This is a genomic window from Variovorax sp. OAS795, from assembly GCF_040546685.1.
Lineage (GTDB): Bacteria > Pseudomonadota > Gammaproteobacteria > Burkholderiales > Burkholderiaceae_C > Variovorax.
Genome location: NZ_JBEPOH010000001.1, coordinates 3,047,240 through 3,066,374 on the forward strand (window position 1 = coordinate 3,047,240; position 19,135 = coordinate 3,066,374).

Annotated in this window: 16 protein-coding genes and 1 other RNA gene; 13 read left to right on the plus strand and 4 right to left on the minus strand. The window is 68.2% G+C overall.

From position 1 onward, the window contains the following. Positions 1-144 precede the first annotated feature (144 nt). The 3 genes from ABID97_RS14660 to ABID97_RS14670 are packed head-to-tail and all read left to right on the plus strand — an operon-like array spanning position 145 to position 7,225. Entirely contained in the window at positions 145-2,730 is a 2,586-nt protein-coding gene (locus ABID97_RS14660; protein ID WP_354399181.1) for a PD-(D/E)XK nuclease family protein, read from the plus strand. Then, positions 2,727-5,990: a UvrD-helicase domain-containing protein gene (locus ABID97_RS14665; protein WP_354399182.1), complete on the plus strand. Its 3,264-nt coding sequence runs from the start codon at positions 2,727-2,729 to the stop codon at positions 5,988-5,990. Before ABID97_RS14660 ends, ABID97_RS14665 begins: the two co-directional genes overlap by 4 nt. Then, positions 5,987-7,225: a TIGR03862 family flavoprotein gene (locus ABID97_RS14670; RefSeq protein ID WP_354399183.1), complete on the plus strand. Its 1,239-nt coding sequence runs from the start codon at positions 5,987-5,989 to the stop codon at positions 7,223-7,225. Before ABID97_RS14665 ends, ABID97_RS14670 begins: the two co-directional genes overlap by 4 nt. Before the next feature lie 24 nt (positions 7,226-7,249). Here the strand turns inward: ABID97_RS14670 and ABID97_RS14675 are convergent, their stop codons facing one another. Beyond that, positions 7,250-7,939: a winged helix-turn-helix transcriptional regulator gene (locus ABID97_RS14675; protein ID WP_354399184.1), complete on the minus strand. Its 690-nt coding sequence runs from the start codon at positions 7,937-7,939 to the stop codon at positions 7,250-7,252. Positions 7,940-8,048: 109 nt separating this feature from the next. Here ABID97_RS14675 and ABID97_RS14680 point away from each other — a divergent pair, with 109 nt between their 5' ends. Beyond that, positions 8,049-8,921 (plus strand): class I SAM-dependent methyltransferase, encoded by an 873-nt coding sequence (locus ABID97_RS14680; RefSeq protein ID WP_354399185.1) that lies wholly within the window; start codon positions 8,049-8,051, stop codon positions 8,919-8,921. A gap of 74 nt (positions 8,922-8,995) precedes the next feature. Here ABID97_RS14680 and ffs read toward each other — a convergent pair. Further along, positions 8,996-9,092, minus strand: an RNA gene (gene ffs, locus ABID97_RS14685) — signal recognition particle sRNA small type. 124 nt (positions 9,093-9,216) lie between these two features. On the opposite strand from ffs, the gene dnaX reads away from it, so the two are divergent. The 7 genes from dnaX (at position 9,217) to ABID97_RS14720 (ending at position 15,451) form a co-directional block, all read left to right on the plus strand. Continuing rightward, entirely contained in the window at positions 9,217-11,070 is a 1,854-nt protein-coding gene (gene dnaX, locus ABID97_RS14690) for a DNA polymerase III subunit gamma/tau (RefSeq protein ID WP_354399186.1), read from the plus strand. Between the two features lie 97 nt (positions 11,071-11,167). Then, positions 11,168-11,500, plus strand: coding sequence for a YbaB/EbfC family nucleoid-associated protein (locus ABID97_RS14695; protein WP_012747441.1), 333 nt, complete (start codon positions 11,168-11,170; stop codon positions 11,498-11,500). Between the two features lie 7 nt (positions 11,501-11,507). Then, complete coding sequence (recR, locus tag ABID97_RS14700; RefSeq protein WP_354399187.1) at positions 11,508-12,098, plus strand: recombination mediator RecR; 591 nt, start codon at positions 11,508-11,510, stop codon at positions 12,096-12,098. A gap of 46 nt (positions 12,099-12,144) precedes the next feature. Continuing rightward, positions 12,145-12,537, plus strand: a complete 393-nt coding sequence (locus ABID97_RS14705) for an MAPEG family protein (protein WP_354399188.1) — start codon at positions 12,145-12,147, stop codon at positions 12,535-12,537. Positions 12,538-12,696: 159 nt separating this feature from the next. Beyond that, positions 12,697-13,731 (plus strand): ABC transporter substrate-binding protein, encoded by a 1,035-nt coding sequence (locus ABID97_RS14710; RefSeq protein WP_354399189.1) that lies wholly within the window; start codon positions 12,697-12,699, stop codon positions 13,729-13,731. A 74-nt stretch (positions 13,732-13,805) separates the two neighbouring features. Continuing rightward, complete coding sequence (locus tag ABID97_RS14715) at positions 13,806-14,621, plus strand: ABC transporter ATP-binding protein (RefSeq protein ID WP_354399190.1); 816 nt, start codon at positions 13,806-13,808, stop codon at positions 14,619-14,621. Continuing rightward, entirely contained in the window at positions 14,618-15,451 is an 834-nt protein-coding gene (locus ABID97_RS14720; RefSeq protein WP_354399191.1) for an ABC transporter permease, read from the plus strand. Before ABID97_RS14715 ends, ABID97_RS14720 begins: the two co-directional genes overlap by 4 nt. 13 nt (positions 15,452-15,464) lie before the next feature. Here ABID97_RS14720 and ABID97_RS14725 read toward each other — a convergent pair whose 3' ends face one another. After that, positions 15,465-17,081: a transglycosylase SLT domain-containing protein gene (locus ABID97_RS14725; protein ID WP_354399192.1), complete on the minus strand. Its 1,617-nt coding sequence runs from the start codon at positions 17,079-17,081 to the stop codon at positions 15,465-15,467. Then, a complete protein-coding gene (gene gloB, locus ABID97_RS14730; RefSeq protein WP_354399193.1) occupies positions 17,078-17,857 on the minus strand; it encodes a hydroxyacylglutathione hydrolase in 780 nt (259 codons plus the stop codon). Before gloB ends, ABID97_RS14725 begins: the two co-directional genes overlap by 4 nt. On the opposite strand from gloB, the gene ABID97_RS14735 reads away from it, so the two are divergent. Further along, entirely contained in the window at positions 17,856-18,623 is a 768-nt protein-coding gene (locus tag ABID97_RS14735) for a class I SAM-dependent methyltransferase (protein WP_354399194.1), read from the plus strand. The genes gloB and ABID97_RS14735 overlap by 2 nt on opposite strands. A gap of 43 nt (positions 18,624-18,666) precedes the next feature. Beyond that, positions 18,667-19,116, plus strand: coding sequence for a ribonuclease HI (gene rnhA / locus ABID97_RS14740; protein ID WP_354399195.1), 450 nt, complete (start codon positions 18,667-18,669; stop codon positions 19,114-19,116). Positions 19,117-19,135: the final 19 nt, after the last annotated feature.

Genomic DNA, 19,135 nt, shown 5'->3' on the forward strand with positions numbered 1-19,135 from the left:
GTGCGCGGAGAGTTTCGGTGCAGCTAAAGTGCTGGTCATTGTGACAGAAACCAAGGGGTGGGGTGCCAGCGGGAACGCTATGGCGCCGATAGCAAAAGCCCTTTGCGCGTCGCGCCTCCACGCTCCCCAACCCCTCGATAGAACATGAACGAAGGCCACCCCGTCCAGGCCCTGTGGTGCGACCCCGCCGCGGGGGTCGTGGCCCGCATCGCAGCCACCATCGCGCAACGCCAGCTGCATGCGGCGCGCACGGTGGTGCTGGTGCCGTACGCGCAATTGATGAGCGTGGCACGCGCCATGTGGGCGCGCTGCGGCAACCCGGGCTTCGTGCCGCGCTTCGAGACCACGCGCAACTGGGCGCGCAGCGCGGGCGGCTTCCTGCCCGCCGGCTATGACATCGCATTCGACATGGCGCAGGACCTGGTCACGGCCCAGGCGCTGCTGTCGCAGGCGGGCTTCGCGGCCGAGCGTTTTGCGTTGGCGGGCCGCGCGGTCGAACTGGCCTACCAGCTGGCGCCCCTGGCGGCCGCCGCATTGCCCGAAGAGCGCGGCAGCGAATGGGCACAGCGCGCGGCGCATGTGGCCGAGGCCGGCAGTGAGTCGGAATGGTTCCGCATCGAGAGCGCGCTGATTCGCATCGCGGTGGCCTGGGCCGCCAACTCGGGCTATGCCACCGATGTGCTGCTGCGCGACAACGTGCGGGCGCAGGTCGATGCGCTCATCGTGCTCGAAGGCTTCCAGGCCGATCCGCTCACGCAGACCCTCTGCACCTTGTGGGCCGACCGCGCGGTTCATCTTTCGCTGGTGCCTGCGGACCCGCGAGCCACGGCGCCCGGCGCCCATGTGGCGGCCGATCCCGAAGACGAAGCGGAGCTCGCGGCTGCCTGCGTGCTCCGCCACCTGGCCGAAGGCCGGGCGCCGGTTGCGCTGATCACGACCGACCGTGCGCTCACGCGGCGCATCGGGGCGCAGCTCCAGGCGCAAGGCATCACGGCGCACGACGAGACCGGCTGGAAGCTCTCCACCACCCGCGCCGCGGCCACGGTGATGAGCGGGCTGCGCGCCTGTGCGCACGACGCCGGCAGCGACCAGGTGCTCGACTGGCTCAAGAGCGGCGCCGACGGCGACGCGATGCCTGTCGAGGCGCTCGAGGCGCGGCTGCGGCGTGAAGGCGTGCGCGAGTGGTCCGCATGGTGCGGCCAGGCTGCGCGCAGCGAAAAGCCGCAGGACATCGCGCTGCTGCCGTTCACCGAGGCCATCGAGGGCCGCCGCATGGCGATGGCCCGTTCGAGACCGCTGGCCGAGTGGCTTCGCGCCTTGCGCGAGCTGCTGGCGGCCGGTGGGCAGTGGGAGCCGCTCGCAGCCGACATGGCTGGCGCCAAGGTGATCGGCGCGCTGTGGCTCGATGCCGACGCGCATGGGGGCGAAGACGAGTTTCCCGGCGGACGCCACACGCTGGCCGAGTTCACGGCCTGGGTGCGCGACGTGCTGGAAGACGCGAGCTTCGTACCGCCGGCCGGCAACGACACGCCGCAAGTCGTGGTGTTGCCGCTGCACCAGCTGCTGGGCCGCGCGTTCGGCGCCGTGGTCATTCCCGGGTGCGACGATCGCCGCCTGCCGGCCTCGCCCGAGCCGCCTGGCAACTGGAGCGCGGCGCAGCGCGCCGAACTGGGCCTGCCCGCGCGCGAGACCCTCGAAGCCGCGCAGCGCGCGGCGTGGGGTGCCGCCCTGTGCAATCCGTGCTGCGAAATACTGTGGCGCCAGTCCGACGCGAGCGGCGAGCCGGTTCGCCCGAGCCCGCTGGTGCAGGCGCTGCAGCTCGACCACGCCCTGCAGCCTGCGGCGGACCCGCGCGCGCCTCGCGAGGTGGCGCTGCAGCCGACGCCGTATCCAAGGCCTTCCGGCGCGCTGCTGCCGCTCAGAAACATCTCGACCACCGTGTACGAAGACCTGCGCCGCTGTCCGTACCGCTTCTTTGCATTGCGGCAGCTGGGCTTGCGCAGCGCCGACGAGCTCGATGCCGAGGTCGACAAGCGCGACTTCGGCAACTGGCTGCATGCCGTGCTGGGCTACTTCCATGACGCGCTGAAGGAAAAGCCCACCGATGACGCCGAAGGGCGCCTTGCCTTGATCACCGAGGCAGCCGGGCACGCCACGCGCGAGTTCGCGCTGTCGGATGCCGAGTTTCTCCCGTTCGCCGCAGCGTGGCCCGCCGTGCGCGACGGCTACCTGCAATGGCTCGCCGGGCACGAGGCCGGCGGCGCCGTGTTCGTCGAATCCGAGCCCTGGAAGGAACAGCCTCTGGGCAACCTGCAACTGGTCGGCCGGCTGGACCGCATCGACCGAATGCCCGACGGCCAGGCCTTCGTGATCGACTACAAGACCGAGTCGGCCGCGGTCACCAAGGAGCGCGTCAAGGACCCGACCGAGGACACGCAACTGGCCTTCTATGCCGCGCTGGTGGCCGACGACACGCTGCGCGCGGCCTACGTCAACGTCGGCGAGAAGTCGTCGGGCACGCAGACCGTAGAGCAAACCGTGGTGGTGGAAGCGCGCGATGCATTGGTCGCGGGCATCCTCGATGACTTCGCCCGCATTTCGCAGGGCGCGGCGCTGCCGCCGTTGGGTGAAGGCGCGATCTGCGACTACTGCGCGGCACGCGGCCTCTGCCGCAAGGATTTCTGGGAGGTCGAACAGCCTTCGTCATTGGCTGGAGGGCTTGCGAAATGAACGGCGCCGCCTACGAACACAACGGCCGGCACGTCACGCGCGAAGCCTTCTACACCGTCGCCTGCGATCCGCGGCGCTCGGTCGCGGTGGAAGCCTGCGCGGGCGCGGGCAAGACCTGGATGCTGGTGTCGCGCATCCTGCGCGCCCTGCTCGAAGAGGGGGAATCTGCTTGCGAGCCGCACGAGATCCTCGCGATCACCTTCACCAAGAAAGCCGCCGGCGAGATGCGCGAGCGGCTCGACCAGTGGCTCGAGCAGTTCGCCGAGCGCAGCCCCGAAGAACTGGCGCGCGAACTCGTGATCCGCGGCGTGGAACCTGCGGCTGCACTGGCCGCCGTACCGCGCTTGAAGGGCCTCTACAGGCGCTTGCTCGAAGGCGGCCGGCCGGTGCAGTTCCGCACTTTTCACGCATGGTTTGCGGGCCTGCTGCGCAACGCGCCGCTGGCGGTGCTGCGCGAACTGGGTCTTCCCGCGAACTACGAATTGCTGGAGGACGACGCCGAGGCGCGCACGCGCACCTGGCGCCCGTTCTTCGAGGCCGTGACGGCCGACAAGGAGGCGCTGGCCGACTACTACGCCGTCGTCGCCACCTACGGCCGTTCCCAGACCGCCAAGGCGCTGGGCGAAGCGCTCACGCGCCGCGTCGAGTTTTCGCTGTCCGATCCGGCGTCGGCCGTGCAGCATTTCAGCACCATGCATCCCGCGCTCGAAGGCATGGACGCGCCGACCGATGCCCTGGGCGGAGAAGCCGCCAGGCGCCGCTGGCTCGACCGTGCCGCCGCGCTTGGCCGCGAGGCCAACAAGACGCCGCAGAAGGCCGCCGAGGCGATCATCGATGTGTTCGGCACCGGCGAGCCGCCGCGGGAAGCCCGTTCGGCGGCACTGGCGCACCTGCGCAAGAACTTCTTCGTTGCGGCCGAAGACCGGCTCACCAAGAACCTGCAGAAATACCCCGCCGCGCAAGAAACGGAAGCCGAGCTCCAGACCCTGTGCGCGGCCCAGGCACAGCACGCGGCCTGGCTCTACCAGCAGCGCATGACGCGTCTCACGCGAATCCTGATCTCCGCTTTTGCCGGGGTGAAGCGCACCCACGGGTGGGTCGACATGAACGACGTCGAACAGGCCGCGCAGTTGCTGCTCGGCCAGTCGGCACTGTCGGGCTGGGTGCAGGAGCGGCTCGATGCACGCATCGCCCACCTGCTGATCGACGAGTTCCAGGACACCAATCCGCTGCAGTGGCAGGCGCTTTATGGCTGGCTCAGCGCCTACACCGGCGCCGGCGGCAGCGCGCCGCGCGTCTTCATCGTGGGCGACCCGAAGCAGAGCATCTACCGCTTCCGCCGCGCCGAGCCGCAGGTGTTCATTGCCGCGAAGAAGTTCGTGCGCGAAGGGCTGGGCGGGGAGCTGCTCAACTGCGACCACACGCACCGCAACGCGTGCGCGGTGGTCGGCCTCGTCAACCAGGCCATGCTGGCCGCGCAGGAGGCCGGCGAGTTCGACGGCTACCGCGCGCACACCACCGAGCGCAATGACGATGGCGAACTGCTGAAGCTGCCGCCCATCGACCGCGACGCGCTGAATGCGACTGCCGAAGCCGCGCACGCCGATGACGGCATGCTGCACTGGCGCGACAGCCTCGTCACGCCACGCGTGCTGCCCGAGGAGCAACTGCTGCAGAAGGAATGCGAGCAGGCCGCGCGCTGGGTCGCGCAGCGCATCGCCGACGGCACGCCGCCGCGGCAGATCATGGTGCTGGCACGCCGGCGCAACCGGTTGGCCGCCATGCAGGATGCATTGCGGCAGCGCCACATTCCCGTGCAGCAGCCCGAGAAGAACGAACTGCACGACGCGCCCGAAGTGCAGGACGTGGTCGCGCTCATCGATGCGCTGGTTTCGCCCGCGCACGATCTTTCGCTGGCACGCGCGCTCAAGTCGCCGATCTTCGGTATCGGCGACGATGCGCTGGTGCAGCTGGCGCTGCGCCAGCGCGAGCAACCTTCATCGAGCTGGTTCGGATTGATCCGCAAGGGCGAGGGCCTGCCACCCGAATTGGTGGAAGCCGGCGCCAAACTCAAGCGGTGGCAGCGCTGGCTCGCCGCATTGCCGCCGCACGACGCGCTCGATGCGATCTTCCACGACGGCGATGTGCTGGCCCGGTTCGGCGCCGCCGTGCCTTCGGCCATGCGCCAGGGCGCGCTGGCCAATCTGCGCGGGCTGGTCGCGGCATCGCTGGACATCGAAGGCGCGCGTTTTGCCACGCCCTATGCGCTGGTGCGTGCGTTGCGCGCGGGCGGCGTGCGAGCGCCGTCGGTTGCCGCGCCCGATGCGGTGCAGCTCCTGACCGTGCACGGTGCCAAGGGCCTCGAAGCCGACACCGTGCTCATGCTCGACTGCGACGCGGCGGCGCCGCGCGCACAGACCATGGGCGTGCTGGTCGAATGGAAGGGCAGCGACAGCGCACCCACGCGTTTCGTGTTCATGGCGAGCGAGAAAACGCCGCCCGGCTGCGCCACCGCATTGCTCGAGGAGGAGCAGCGGGCGCGGCACCGCGAGGAGCTCAACGGGCTGTACGTGGCGACCACGCGGGCGCGCGAGCGGCTCGTGCTGTCGTCGGTGCAGCCGGCCCGCGCCAACGAGGGCAGCTGGTGGTCGCGGCTCGCGTCGATGTGCGAACCCGTGGAAGCCGACGAACCGCTGATCGTGCTGCCGTTGGTGTCGGGCGCTGGCAGTTTCCCGATGAAGAAGATGCCTGTGCTCGCACCCGCGGTGCTGGAACCCGTGGTCCTCAACAAGGCCGCTGAAGGCACCGTCGATGCGCGCGCCGCCGCGTTCGGCCAGGCGATGCACCGGCTGCTCGAATGGGCTGTGCCGGGCGAAGCTTTGCCGCCCGCGCACGTGCGCGCCGCCGCGCGCGAGTTCTTGCTCGACGCGCAACAGGCACGCGGCGCGGCGGTTCTTGCCGAGCGCATCCGGGCGGGCGCCGGCGCCTGGGCGTGGGATGAGCGCATGATCGACTGGCACGGCAACGAAGTGACCCTGGTCCATGAAGGCGAAACGCTTCGCATCGACCGCCTGGTGCGCGAGCGTGCCAGCGGCGCCTGGTGGATCCTCGACTACAAATCTGCCGCGCGCCCGGAGCGCGACGCGGCGCTCATCGCACAGATGCAGCGCTACCGCGCGGCCGTGCAACATGCCTATCCCGGTGCTTCGGTGCGCGTCGCGTTCCTGACCGGGCAGGGCGAACTGGTAAATCTCGAATGACTCTTTCCCCTACCGTTGCCGTGATCGGCGGCGGACCTGCCGGCCTGATGGCGGCCGAAACCCTGAGTGCATCCGGCGCCCAGGTACACGTGTACGACGCCATGCCCTCGGTCGGCCGCAAGTTCCTCTTGGCGGGCCGCGGCGGGCTCAACCTCACGCACTCCGAGCCCTTCGACATCTTCATGAGCCGGTTCGGCGAGCGGCGCGCGCAGCTCGAACCCATGCTCGCGGCGTTCGGACCGCAGCAGGTGCGCGACTGGGCCGCCGGCCTCGGCATCGAGACCTTTGTCGGCACCTCCGGCCGCGTGTTCCCGACCGACATGAAGGCGGCGCCGTTGCTGCGTGCCTGGCTGCACCGGCTGCGCGCGGCGGGCGTGCAGTTTCACATGCGCCATCGCTGGCTTGGCGATGGGCCCTTTGAGGCCGCATCGCTGCGCTTCGCCACCCCGGCCGGCGAGATCGCCGTGAAGGCCGATGCCGCGGTGCTTGCGCTGGGCGGCGCGAGTTGGGCGCGGCTGGGCTCCGACGGCGCGTGGGCGCCCTGGCTGCAAGCGCGCGGCATCGATGTCGCGCCGCTGCTGCCTGCCAACTGCGGCTTCGATGGGGCGGGGTGGAGCGAACATTTCTCCAGCCGTTTTGCGGGCCAACCGTTCAAATCGGTCGCAATCTCTTTCACCGACAGCCAGGGCCGACGCTTTGCGCGCAAGGGCGAGTTCGTGGCAACCGCAACCGGCATCGAAGGGAGCCTGATCTATGCGGCCTCGGCCTTGCTGCGCGACGAGATCGCAGCGCAGGGCAGCGCAACGCTGCTGCTCGATCTGCTGCCCGACCGCAGCGCCGAGCAGGTGCTGGCCGCCGTCAGGCACCCCCGCGGCGCACGGTCGCTCAGCAGCCACCTCAAGAGCCGGCTCGGCCTGGAAGGCATCAAGGCCGGCGTGTTGCACGAAGTGTTGAGCCGGGAAGCCATGCAGGACGCCGGCCAACTGGCGGCGACCATCAAGGCTGTGCCGATACGGTTGGTCGCAGCGAGGCCCATCGACGAAGCCATCAGCACGGCGGGCGGCGTGCGCTTCGGTGCGCTGGACCCGGGCCTCATGGCGACCGCGATGCCGGGCGTGTTCGTGGCGGGGGAAATGCTCGACTGGGAGGCGCCGACCGGCGGCTACCTGCTGACGGCATCCATGGCCAGCGGGGCGGCTGCTGCGCGCGGGGCGATCAGGCGGCTGGGCATTTGAAGGTTTTGCGCGGCTGCGAACCCCTCAGGTCCGCGCTGCGGCCCGGGTGTCGGCGAACACGCTGCGGCCCAGCCAGCGCCACAGGCTCCGGCTGTCGGATTCGCTGCCGATGACGCGCAGGCGCCTCTCGCGCAGTGCGTCCTCGGCATCGGCATCGCCAGTCCAGATCTCGGTCAGGGTCCGTACGGTCGATTCGACGATCAGCGTCGGCTCCTCGCCAGGGTTGTCACGGCAGAGGTCGGCGCTGCCCTGATCGACGACCAGCCACCAGCGCCGCTCGCCCTCGGGCGCGTCGGTGAAGCGAAAGTGGATCACGGTACAGCGCCCGCGCGGGCATTCGTCGACCCGCACGAAGCGGCGGACGTCCCACATCAGGAAGCCGGCGTCCAGCTGGTCGCGCTTGAGCCGGCTGCCGATCCAGCGCGCACCCCAGTGGCCCAGCGCCATCACGATCGGGCGCAATTCCTCGCCCGCTGCGGTCAGGTGGTATTCGGCCATGGCGCCATCGCCCTGGACCCGCTTGATGACGCCGACTTCCTCGAGCTTGCGCAGGCGCTGCGCCAGCAGCGAGCCCGACATGCGCGGCACGCCGCGCCGGATGTCGTTGAAGCGGGTACTGCCGCAGAGCAGCTCGCGCACCACCAGGGGTGTCCAGCGCTCGCACAACACCTCGGCGCCGCGCGCCACGGTACAGAACTGGCCGTAGTCGATCATGGCGCCAATTTAGTCTTTGCGCGGCGCGTGTGCCAGTACAGATTCTGGACTGGCGAACCTTTGGCCGTGCGGCCATTCTCGAGGCTCCCTCACTCGCTGGAGACTCACCATGGACACCGTTACAGCCGCGCCGGCATTCAACGCCGCCGCCTTCAAGACCACCACCCGCGCGCAGTGGCAGGCTGCCGCCGAGGCCTGGCATCGCTGGGGCCCGTTTCTCGGCCGCTGGCTGGGCGACGCGACGGAAACGATGTTCGACATGGCATGCATCGGGCCCGGCTCCCGGGTGCTGGACGTCGCGGCCGGTGCGGGCGAGCAGTCGATCGGCGCCGCGCGGCGCGCAGGCGCCGGTGGCCGCGTGCTCGCTACCGACATCGCGCCGGCCTTGCTCGAACGCGCGGCTGCGGATGCCGGGGCCGCGGGGCTGTCGAACCTCGAAACCCTCGAACTCGATGGCGAGGCGCTCGATACGCTGCCGGCCGGAAGCTTCGATGCGGCGATCAGCCGCGTGGGCCTGATCTATTTTCCCGACCAGCAGCGCGCGCTTGCCGGCATGCGGCGGGCCTTGCGGCCGGGCGGGCGGGTGTCGGCAGTCGTCTACTCGACCCCTGAGCGCAATGCATTTTTCTCGATCCCGGTGAAGATCATCCGCGAGCGTGCGCGGCTTCCCGCGCCGCTGCCCGGGCAGCCCGGGCCGTTTTCGCTCGGTGCCGAAGGCGCGCTGGAGGCCGCGTTCAGCAAGGCCGGCTTGCGCGACATCGAGGTACGCCGGGTGCCGTCGCCGGTGCGGCTGGCGAGCGCAGCCGAATGCGTTCGCTTCGAACGCGAATCCTTCGGGGCGCTGCACCAGATGATGGTAGGTCTCGACGAGGCCGAGCGCGCCGAAACCTGGAAGGCCATTGAAGAGGCGCTGCGCCAGTTCGAAGGCAGCGAAGGCTTCGTTGGGCCGTGCGAGATGCTGGTCGGCGCGGGAAGCACGTGAGGGTGGGAGTGGGGGCTTCGCCGCCCCCTTTTGAGCGCGCAAGTCCTTGAGAACTCACGGCTTTTCGATGTTAGGTTGACGAGCCTTACCCCTGGCACTGACTACGCAGTTAGGGCTGCTTGGTTCCCCACCTGACCCGGTTGGCCACTTCACCATGCAGGGAGGCCCGTCAGCACGCATTGTAACCCGGCGGCCGGGCAAAGCCGGGTCACCGGTGACCCTTGAAAGGACGGGTCTTTTTCGATTTGTAGGAAGGGGCCGGGGGACCGCCGCCGCCCCTTTTAGAATGCCCCCAATGTCTTATCTCGTGCTCGCTCGCAAGTTCCGTCCGAAAACCTTCGGTGAGATGGTCGGCCAGGGGCACGTGGTGCAGGCGCTGGAGAACGCGTTGACCACGCAGCGCCTGCATCACGCGTATCTTTTCACCGGCACGCGGGGCGTGGGCAAGACCACGGTGTCGCGCATCCTGGCCAAGTCGCTGAATTGCCAGGGCCCGGACGGGCAGGGCGGCATCACGGCCACGCCTTGCGGGGTGTGCCAGGCCTGCAAGGACATCGATTCGGGCCGCTTCGTCGACTACACGGAGCTGGACGCGGCGTCCAACCGCGGGGTGGACGAGGTGCAGTCGCTGCTCGAGCAGTCGGTGTACAAGCCGGTGCAGGGGCGCTTCAAGGTCTTCATGATCGACGAAGTGCACATGCTCACCAACACCGCTTTCAACGCGATGCTGAAGACGCTCGAGGAGCCGCCGGAGTACCTCAAGTTCGTCCTCGCCACCACCGATCCCCAGAAGGTGCCGGTCACGGTGCTGTCGCGTTGCCTGCAATTCAACCTGCGGCCGATGGCGCCTGAAACGGTGCTCGAGCACCTGACCAGCGTGCTGCAGACCGAAAACGTGCCGGCCGAGCCGCAGGCGCTGCGTCTCCTGGCCCGCGCCGCGCGCGGCTCGATGCGCGACGCGCTGTCACTCACCGACCAGGCAATCGCCTTCGGCAACGGCGAATTGCTCGAGACCGGCGTGCGCCAGATGCTCGGGAGCGTGGACCGCGGCCATGTGTTCAAGCTCGTCGAGGCGCTCGCGGAGGGCGACGGCAGGACGGTGGTCGACACGTCCGAGGCGCTTCGCCGCGACGGCATGTCCGCTGCCTCCACGCTCGAAGAAATGACCGCCGTGCTGCAGGCCATGGCGGTGCTGCAAGCAGTGCCTTCGCGCGCCGAGTCGGCGGATTCGGCCACCGACCCCGATGCCGCCGACACGGCACGGCTTGCGGCGCTGATGCCGGCGGACGAGACGCAATTGCTCTACAGCCTGTGCCTGCATGGCCGCGCAGAGCTGGGTCTCGCGCCCGACGAATACGCGGCGCTCACGATGGTGCTGCTGCGGCTCCTGGCCTTCAAGCCTTCCGACGCGGCCGCTTCCCGGGCGTCCCCGGAAAAAAAAACTCTGAATGAAGCCCCGAAGGCGTCTTCGGCCGCCCCAGCCGTAGCGCCGGTGCGGCCCGCAGAACTTGCCGTGGCACCGGTTCCCGCCGCCGCGCCGGGGGTGCGGTCCGCCGTTTCCGCACCGGCGGGCCAGCGTCTTGCCGTGGTGAGCGAACCGGTCCGGCAAAGCGAGGGTAGGCCGCCGGCTTTGCCAGAGGTTCCGCCATGGGAGGAAGCAGGCGCCAAGGTGCTCGCCGTCCCGATGCGGGTGCAGCCGCCGCCGAGCCAGCGCGACGTGCCGCGCCCCGACGAACAGCGGGGGCCCGCGCCGCCGATTCCGCCCAGCGAAGATGGCGACTTCTGGCACGCCACGGTCACGCAGATGATCGCGGCCGAGAGCATCAGCGCCTTGGCGCGCGAGCTGGCGTTGCAGTCGCAGCTGGTCGCACGCGACGTCGACCAGTGGATACTTCGGGTGGAGCGCGAGCTGCTCAACCAGCCTTCGGCCCGCGAGAAGCTCACCGATGCGCTGGCCGCGCTGGGCCATGGCGTGAAGCTTGCCATCGAGATCGGCGGCGTGGTCGACAGCCCCGCGCGCCGCAACAAGCAGGCCGCCGACGAGCGCCAGCGCGTGGCCGAGGAGGCCATCCGCAGCGATCCCGAAGTGCAGATGCTGATGCGCGAATTCGATGCGAAGATCGTGCCCGGAACGCTCAAGCCGGCCTGACCGAGACGCTACTGACAACGCATGCCGACCCTTGCGGCATCCCGGTTCGACCGCCATCTCTTATCCTTCCCCCATTTCCAACCAATCAGGACCAACGATGTTCAACAAAGGACAACTGGCCGGCCTCATGAAGCAGGCGCAGGCAATGCAGGACAACCTCAAGAAGGCGCAGGAAGAACTCGCCACCATCGAGGTCGAAGGCGAATCGGGCGCCGGGCTCGTCAAGGTCGTCATGACATGCAAGCACGACGTGAAGCGCATCACCATCGACCCGAGCCTCCTGGCCGACGACAAGGACATGCTCGAAGACCTGGTGGCCGCCGCCTTCAATGCAGCGGTGCGCAAGGCCGAGGAAACCAGCGAGCAGAAGATGGGCAAGCTCACGGCCGGCATGCCGGGCCTTCCGCCCGGCATGAAGCTGCCGTTCTGAGCCGTTGATGGCCGACGCCAGTTCGCTCGACGCGTTGGTCGATGCATTGCGCCGCCTGCCGGGAGTCGGGGTCAAGTCGGCCTCGCGCATGGCGTTTCATCTGCTGCAGCACGACCGTGAAGGTGCCCAGCTGCTGTCTCGCGCACTGCAGCAGGCCGCGGGCAACGTGCGCCATTGCGAGCGCTGCAACACCTTCACCGAGGCGCCGGTCTGCAACGTGTGCCTCGATGCGCGCCGCGACGCGAGCAAGCTTTGCGTGGTCGAGACCCCGGCCGACCAGGCCGCGCTCGAACGCACGGGTGCTTTCCGTGGGTACTACTTCGTGCTGATGGGCAAGCTCAGTCCGCTCGACGGCATCGGGCCCAAGGACATCGGCCTGCAGAAGCTCTTCGACCGCGCGCTCGACGGCGCGGTGAGCGAGGTCATCCTGGCCACCAATTTCACGGCCGAGGGCGAGGCCACCGCGCACGTGATCGGCGAGGCGCTCAGGCAGCGTGGCCTCAACGTGACGCGCCTTGCGCGCGGCGTGCCGGCCGGCAGCGAGCTCGAATACGTGGACCTCGGCACCATTGCGCACGCACTGGTCGACCGCCGCTGATGGTGCAGCGGCCGGGGCCGCCGCCTGACGGAGACAACAACCCCAAATGACTTTCTCACTGCTCACCTTTGCCTACTGGTGCGTGTTCATTGCCTGCGGCCTGCCGTATTTCGCGGCGTGGATCGCCAAGCTCGGCAGCTTCGGCCCGCGCGACAACACGCATCCGCGCGACTGGGCCGCACGTCAGAACGGCTGGCGTGCGCGCGCCAACAGCGCGCAGGCCAACAGCTTCGAAGGCCTGCCGTTCTTCATCGGCGCGGTGATCATCGCGCACCAGCTGGGCGCCAATCAGGCGCGGCTCGACATGCTGGCGGGGGCCTATGTCGTATTGCGCATGGCCTACATCGCGGCCTACATCAAGGGCACCGGCGGCCTGCGAAGCGCCATCTGGGCGCTCGGATTCCTGGTCAACATCGCCATTCTTTTTCTCGCGCGATAAGAGGCAAAACAGGCCTTGGACAGGCCGTTCGACAGAGGGCGAAAGAGGCCTTCATGCTTACGTGGAAACCCGCACGGGATGACCCCGATGCAGTCAACGGGGGCGCACCCCTAAGCTCGATTCACTCCAAAGAATCAAAGAGCCCCGCAGGTCCGTTCCATGTTCCCTCGCAGAACCCTCCTTACCGCCTCCGCAGTCGCTGCCGCAACGATCGCGCTGCCACGGGTCTTTGCGCAAGCCAAACTCGAGAAGACCAGGATTTCCGTCGCCGTCGGCGGCAAGGCCGCCTTCTACTACCTGCCTCTCACCATCTCCGAACAGCTCGGCTACTTCAAGGCCGAAGGCCTCGATGTCGAGATCTCCGACTTCGCCGGCGGCGCACGCGCACTGCAGGCCGTGGTCGGCGGCTCGGCGGACGTGTGCTCCGGCGCCTACGAGCACACGATCAACCTGCAGGCCAAGAACCAGTTCTTCCAGGCGTTCGTGCTGCAGGGGCGTGCACCGCAGATCGCGGTGGGCGTATCGACCAAGAACATGCCGGGCTACGCCGGCATCCCGGACCTCAAGGGCAAGAAGATCGGCGTCTCGGCACCGGGCTCCTCGACCAACATGGTGGCCAACCTGGTGTTGTCGCGCGGCGGGCTCAAGGCCAGCGACGTGAGCTACATCGGCGTTGGCGTGGCCGCCGGCGCGCTCACTGCGCTGCGCTCGGGCCAGATCGACGCCATCAGCAACACCGACCCGGTGATGACCATGCTGGAGCAGAAGGGCGACGTGAAGATCATCAGCGACACGCGCACGCTCAAGGGCACGCAGCAGGTGTTCGGTGGTCCGATGCCCGCGGCCTGCCTCTATGCGCCCATCGACTTCATCCAGAAGAACCCCAACACCTGCCAGGCACTTGCCAACGCCATCGTCCGCGGCCTCAAGTGGCTGCAGACGGCAGGCCCCGGCGACATCATCAAGACGGTGCCCGAAACCTACCTGCTCGGCGACCGCGCGCTGTACCTCGCATCCTTCGACAAGGTGCGCGAGTCGATCGCCACCGACGGCCTCGTGCCGGCCGAAGGGCCCAGGACCGCGCTCACGGCGATCTCGAGTTTCGACACCGCCGTGAAGCCCGAGAAGATCGATCTCATGAAAACCTACACCAACGATTTTGCTAGGCGCGCGAAAGACAGGTTCAAAGCCTGACTCCGAACGTCCCCGCGACCCGGCTTCGGCCGGGTTTTTTCTTGCGGCGGCCGATGCCAGAATTGCTGCCACCCATGTCCGACTACGCACTCGAACTTCTCTCCATCAGCTGCACCTTCCATTCGAAGGACGATCCGGGCCAGCGCTACACCGCGGTGGCCGACACCACGCTGCGCGTGCGCGCGGGGGAGTTCGTTTCGGTGGTCGGGCCCACGGGATGCGGCAAGTCCACCTTGCTGAATGTCGGCGCCGGGCTGCTCGAGCCTTCGTCGGGCGCCATCAAGGTCTTTGGCCAGCCGCTGGCGGGCGTCAATGCGCGCGCGGGCTACATGTTCCAGACCGAGGCCCTGATGCCGTGGCGCAGCGCCATCGACAACGTGATGGTGGGGCTGCAATACCGCGGCGTGCCGGAGGCCCAGGCGCGGGATCAGGCCGAGGCCTGGCTTTCGCGCGTGGGCCTTTCGGGCTTCGGCGACCGCTATCCGCACCAGCTGTCGGGGGGCATGCGCAAGCGCGTGGCGTTGGCGCAGACGCTGGTGCTCGATCCCGACATCATCCTCATGGACGAACCATTCAGCGCGCTCGACGTCCAGACGCGGCAGCTGATGGAGAACGAGGTGCTCGCGCTGTGGAGCGCAAAGAAAAAAGCAGTGCTCTTCATCACGCATGACCTGGACGAGGCCATTGCGATGAGCGACCGCGTGGTCGTGCTTTCGGCCGGACCGGCCACACATCCGATCGGCGAGTTCGCCATCGACCTGGCGCGCCCGCGCGACGTGGCCGAGGTGCGCACGCAACCGCGCTTCGTCGAGCTGCATACGCAGATCTGGGAAGTGCTGCGCGACGAAGTGCTCAAGGGCTACGCGCAGCAGCTCCGCAAGGCCGCATGATGCCGAGCCTCAACGAACGCAATGCACGCTTCTGGCAACTGGTGCTGCTGGCGGTCATCCTGGTGGGCTGGCATGTGGCGTCGCGCAACCAGCAGATCGCATTTTTTCTTGGCGAGCCGATACAGGTGGCGGGGCGCATCTGGAGCTGGTTCCTGCCGTTCGAGGTGCCGCCGAACCTGCTGTTCCCCGACGGCCTCAAGGGCAATGCCGACATCTACCGCCACCTGGGCACGACGCTGCTCGAAACCGTGCTGGCGTTCGGCATCGGCACCGTGCTCGGGCTGGCCTGCGGGCTGTGGCTGGCGCTCGCGCCCACGGCCAGCCTGATCCTCGACCCCTACATCAAGGCCGCCAATTCGATGCCGCGCGTGATCCTCGCGCCGATCTTCGCGCTGTGGTTTGGTCTCGGCATCTGGAGCAAGGTGGCGCTGGCCGTGACGCTGGTGTTCTTCATCGTGTTCTTCAACGTCTACCAGGGCGTGCGGGAGGTGAGCCCCGTGGTGCTGGCCAACGCGAAGATGCTGGGTGCCAACCAGCGGCAGCTGCTGCGCACCGTGTATCTGCCGAGCGCCACCAGCTGGGTGTTCTCGAGCCTTCACACGTCCGTGGGGCTGGCCTTCGTCGGCGCCGTGGTCGGCGAATACCTGGGCTCGGCCCGCGGGGTGGGCTACCTGATCCTCCAGGCCGAAGGCACCTTCGACGTGAACACCGTGTTTGCCGGCATCGTGGTGTTGACGGCCTTTGCGCTGCTGCTCGACGGCCTGGTCGGCCTGATCGAGAAACGCCTGATGAAGTGGCAGCCGCGCAGCGGAGAAACCGAGAAGCTCTAGCGATTCGCCGGTTTCAGCGCTTCTTCTTGGACGGCGTGCCGCCGCGCTTTTCGCGCACCACCTGCTGCTGCTTGCCGGCCGGCGTCTTCACGATGTTGCCGCCACGCGCAGCCACGGCTTTCACCGGACCGCCGCCACGCTTGCCGACCACGGCAACGGCCGCGTGTGCCGGCGCTGCGCCCGAGCCCACGCGAGCCTGGGGTGCCGCACGAACCGGCAGGTACACCACCACGCTGTAGCCGCGCTTGAACGAGTGGTTGAGCTTGACGTCGTTCCATTCGGCCACGCTGTCGGGCTTGAGCTTGTAGCGGTGCGCAATGCTCGCGACGCTGTCATTGCGGCCTGCCTTGACGGTGGTGCGGCGATTGACGATCTCGGGCTGGAAGCTCAGGTGGCCGCTGTCGGCCACGAGGGCCGTCACGTCTTCCTTGACGCGCGCGCCGCGCGGCACGATGAGCGTGGAGCCGGCCTTGATGAGCATGCGCGGCGGAATGCTGTTGAGCGCGCGCAGGTCGGTCTCGCTCATGCCCGAGCGCTGGGCCGCGTCGGCCACCGTCATGGTGTTGGGAACGACCCAGGCCGTCCAGCTGGCGTACTGGCCTTGGGAGTAGGCGTCGAAGTTGCGCTGGAACACGGCCGCGTTGTCCCACGGCAGCAGGATCTGCGGCGTGCCGGCGGCCAGCAGCACAGGCTTGTGCGCGGCGGGGTTGAGGGCGCGGAAATCTTCGAGCCGCACGTCGGCCAGCTTGGCGGCCAGCTCGACGTCGAGGTCGCGCGTGAGCGTCACGGTCTGGAAGTACGGGTGGTTGGCAATCAGCGGCAGGTCGGTGTTGAACGCCTGCGGATTGGCGACGATGTTCTTCACGGCCTGCAGCTTGGGCACGTAGAGCCGCGTTTCCGCCGGCATGGAAAGGTCGCTGTAGGTGGTGGGCAGGCCCAGGCGCTGGTTCTTGGCGATGGCGCGGCTCACGCTGCCTTCGCCCCAGTTGTAGGCCGCGAGCGCAAGCTGCCAGTCGCCGAACATGCCGTAGAGCTTTTGCAGGTAGTCGAGCGCGGCGCGGGTCGAGGCCAGCACATCGCGCCGGTCGTCGCGGAAGATGTTCTGCTTCAGGTCGAAGTCGGTGCCGGTGGCCGGCATGAACTGCCACATGCCCGCGGCACGCGCGCTGGAGATGGCCTGCGGGTTGAATGCGCTCTCGATGTAGGGCAGCAGCGCGAGCTCGGTCGGCATGTTGCGCCGCTCGAGTTCCTCGACGATGTGGAAGATGTACTTGTTCGAGCGCTCGGTCATGCGCTGGATGTAGTCGGGCCGGCTGGCATACCACTGCTCGCGGTCGCGAACCAGGTCGCTCTCGAGGTTGGGCATCTTGAAGCCGCGGCGGATGCGATCCCACATGTCGGTGGGCGGTGCGAGCGTGACGACGCTTTGCGAACGGGCTTCGCTGCTGGTGATGGGGGTGAGGGTCCCGCCCGGGTAGACCGGCGCGGCGCTGCTCGAAGCCTTGGAGCCGGTGCCGCCGGCAGTGGCGGCTGTTTGCGGGGAGGAGGAAGAGGAAGACGGCGTGGTGGTGCCCGCGCAGCCCGCGAGCAACAGTGAGCCTGCAAGGCAGACAGCAGCGATAAATTTCATCGGAAGTCGTTTTTCCATTGGCGCAGCGCGGCAAACACGTCGGCTTCGGCCCGATCGGCGGAAAGCCCGGCGTGCTCGCGCACCGCTCGAAGGACAGAGGCTTCGCGGCTGCGAAGAAAGGGGTTGATTCGGCGCTCGGTTGCGATGTGCGAGGGTAGCGTGGGCAGGCCCTCTCTGCGCAGGTTTTCGCAACGCGCCGTGTACTGAGTCAGCTCGGCATTGCCGGGTTCCACCGCCATGGCGAAACGCAGGTTAGCAAGTGTGTATTCGTGCGCACAACACACGCGTGTGTCGCCAGGCAGGGCCGCGAGCGCGTCCAGCGAGGCCAGCATTTGCGCCGGCGTGCCTTCGAACAGGCGGCCGCAGCCGCCGGAGAACAAGGTGTCGCCGCAAAAAAGCAGCGGTGCCTGGCCCTGGCTGGCGGCCAGAAAGTAGGCGATGTGGCCCGCGGTATGGCCGGGCACGTCGATGACGGCGAAGCGCCTGCCGAGCACGTCGGCGCTGTCGCCGTGCAAGAGCGGCGTGAAGGGCTCGGGAATACGTTCGCGCGCCGGACCGAAGACTGGCGCACCGGTGGCCGCGTGGAGCGCCGCCACGCCGCCTGTGTGATCCGGATGGTGGTGCGTGACTAGAATCGCGGCGAGCTGCAGCTTGTCGCGCGCCAACGCGTCGAACACCGGTTGAGCGTCGCCCGGGTCCACCACGATCGCGTTGGAGCCGTCCTGCAGCATCCAGATGTAGTTGTCAGCGAAGGCGGGCAGCGGAACAAGGGTCATGAGCGGTCAAATTATAGGTTTGCAGGATTGGTTCGCGACCCCCCCCGGACGGTACCTCCTGGCGTGGGAGCAGGCCCAGTTCGACCAGGCGGTGGCGGACATCTTCGGCTATCACGCGCTGCAGCTCGGCGCGGCCGGGGTCGACGGCTTGCGCACCAACCGCATGCCGCACCGGTGGCTTGCACTGCCCGAGTCCGGCCAGGCCGGCGACGCCGCCCTGTTCACCGATTTTGCGGCGCTGCCGTTCTCGGCCAACAGCCTCGACCTGGTGGTGCTGCCGCACGCGCTGGAACTCAGCCATGACCCGCACGCCACCCTGCGTGAAGTGGAGCGGGTGCTGGTGCCCGAAGGCCGCGTGGTGATCTGCGGGCTCAACCCGGCCAGCCTGTGGGGCATGCGGCAGCGCCGCGCGCATCTGTACCGCAGACTCGGGTTCGGCGAGCTCTTCCTGCCCGAGGGCGGGGAGTTCATCGGCTACTGGCGCATGCGGGACTGGCTGCGGCTCCTGAGCTTCGAGGTGGAGTCGGGGCGCTTCGGCGTCTACCGGCCCGCGGTGCGCAGCGAAGCCTGGCTCGAGCGCTGCCGCTGGATGGACGCCGCCGGCGAGCGGTGGTGGCCGATCTTCGGTGCCGTGTATTTCGTGGTGGCGGTCAAGCGGGTGCGTGGCATGCGCCTGCTGAGCGCCGACTGGCGCCGCGCCGCGGCACGCGCCACGGCGCCGGTGTCGATTGCGGGCAAGATGCACAAGGCCGACCGCACCGACTGAACAGATGAATGGCCGATTGATCGATGATTGAAAGAAGAATGTCTTGAACGAAGTCGTGATCTACACCGATGGCGCATGCAAGGGCAATCCCGGTCCCGGCGGCTGGGGCGCCTGGCTCAAGTCGGGCACTACCGAGAAGGAACTGTTCGGCGGCGAGCTGGCCACCACCAACAACCGCATGGAACTCACGGCCGTGATCGAGGGCCTGGCTGCGCTCAAGCGGCCCTGCAAGGTCATTCTCTACCTTGACAGCCAGTACGTGCGCATGGGCATCACCGAGTGGATCCGAGGCTGGAAAGCCAAGGGCTGGCGCACCTCGACCAAGCAGCCCGTGAAGAACGTCGAACTCTGGCAGAAACTCGACAAGCTGGTGGCCGAGGGCGGCCATGTCATCGAATGGCGCTGGGTCAAGGGCCATTCGGGCGACCCCGGCAACGAACGCGCGGACATGCTCGCCAACAAAGGCGTGGACAAGGCCCTGGGCCGGCTCTGAAGCGTAAAGGGTGGGGGCG

What these genes read in the sequence shown, in the direction of transcription:
- ABID97_RS14720 (WP_354399191.1), top strand. Translation starts at nt 14,618, where the DNA reads ATGATGCCGAGCCTCAACGAACGCAATGCACGCTTCTGGCAACTGGTG.
- recR (WP_354399187.1), top strand. Translation starts at nt 11,508, where the DNA reads ATGGCCGACGCCAGTTCGCTCGACGCGTTGGTCGATGCATTGCGCCGC.
- dnaX (WP_354399186.1), top strand. Translation starts at nt 9,217, where the DNA reads ATGTCTTATCTCGTGCTCGCTCGCAAGTTCCGTCCGAAAACCTTCGGT.
- ABID97_RS14710 (WP_354399189.1), top strand. Translation starts at nt 12,697, where the DNA reads ATGTTCCCTCGCAGAACCCTCCTTACCGCCTCCGCAGTCGCTGCCGCA.
- ABID97_RS14715 (WP_354399190.1), top strand. Translation starts at nt 13,806, where the DNA reads ATGTCCGACTACGCACTCGAACTTCTCTCCATCAGCTGCACCTTCCAT.
- ABID97_RS14670 (WP_354399183.1), top strand. Translation starts at nt 5,987, where the DNA reads ATGACTCTTTCCCCTACCGTTGCCGTGATCGGCGGCGGACCTGCCGGC.
- ABID97_RS14695 (WP_012747441.1), top strand. Translation starts at nt 11,168, where the DNA reads ATGTTCAACAAAGGACAACTGGCCGGCCTCATGAAGCAGGCGCAGGCA.
- gloB (WP_354399193.1), bottom strand. Translation starts at nt 17,857, where the DNA reads ATGACCCTTGTTCCGCTGCCCGCCTTCGCTGACAACTACATCTGGATG.
- ABID97_RS14680 (WP_354399185.1), top strand. Translation starts at nt 8,049, where the DNA reads ATGGACACCGTTACAGCCGCGCCGGCATTCAACGCCGCCGCCTTCAAG.
- ABID97_RS14705 (WP_354399188.1), top strand. Translation starts at nt 12,145, where the DNA reads ATGACTTTCTCACTGCTCACCTTTGCCTACTGGTGCGTGTTCATTGCC.
- ABID97_RS14665 (WP_354399182.1), top strand. Translation starts at nt 2,727, where the DNA reads ATGAACGGCGCCGCCTACGAACACAACGGCCGGCACGTCACGCGCGAA.
- ABID97_RS14735 (WP_354399194.1), top strand. Translation starts at nt 17,856, where the DNA reads ATGAGCGGTCAAATTATAGGTTTGCAGGATTGGTTCGCGACCCCCCCC.
- ABID97_RS14675 (WP_354399184.1), bottom strand. Translation starts at nt 7,939, where the DNA reads ATGATCGACTACGGCCAGTTCTGTACCGTGGCGCGCGGCGCCGAGGTG.
- ABID97_RS14660 (WP_354399181.1), top strand. Translation starts at nt 145, where the DNA reads ATGAACGAAGGCCACCCCGTCCAGGCCCTGTGGTGCGACCCCGCCGCG.
- ABID97_RS14725 (WP_354399192.1), bottom strand. Translation starts at nt 17,081, where the DNA reads ATGAAATTTATCGCTGCTGTCTGCCTTGCAGGCTCACTGTTGCTCGCG.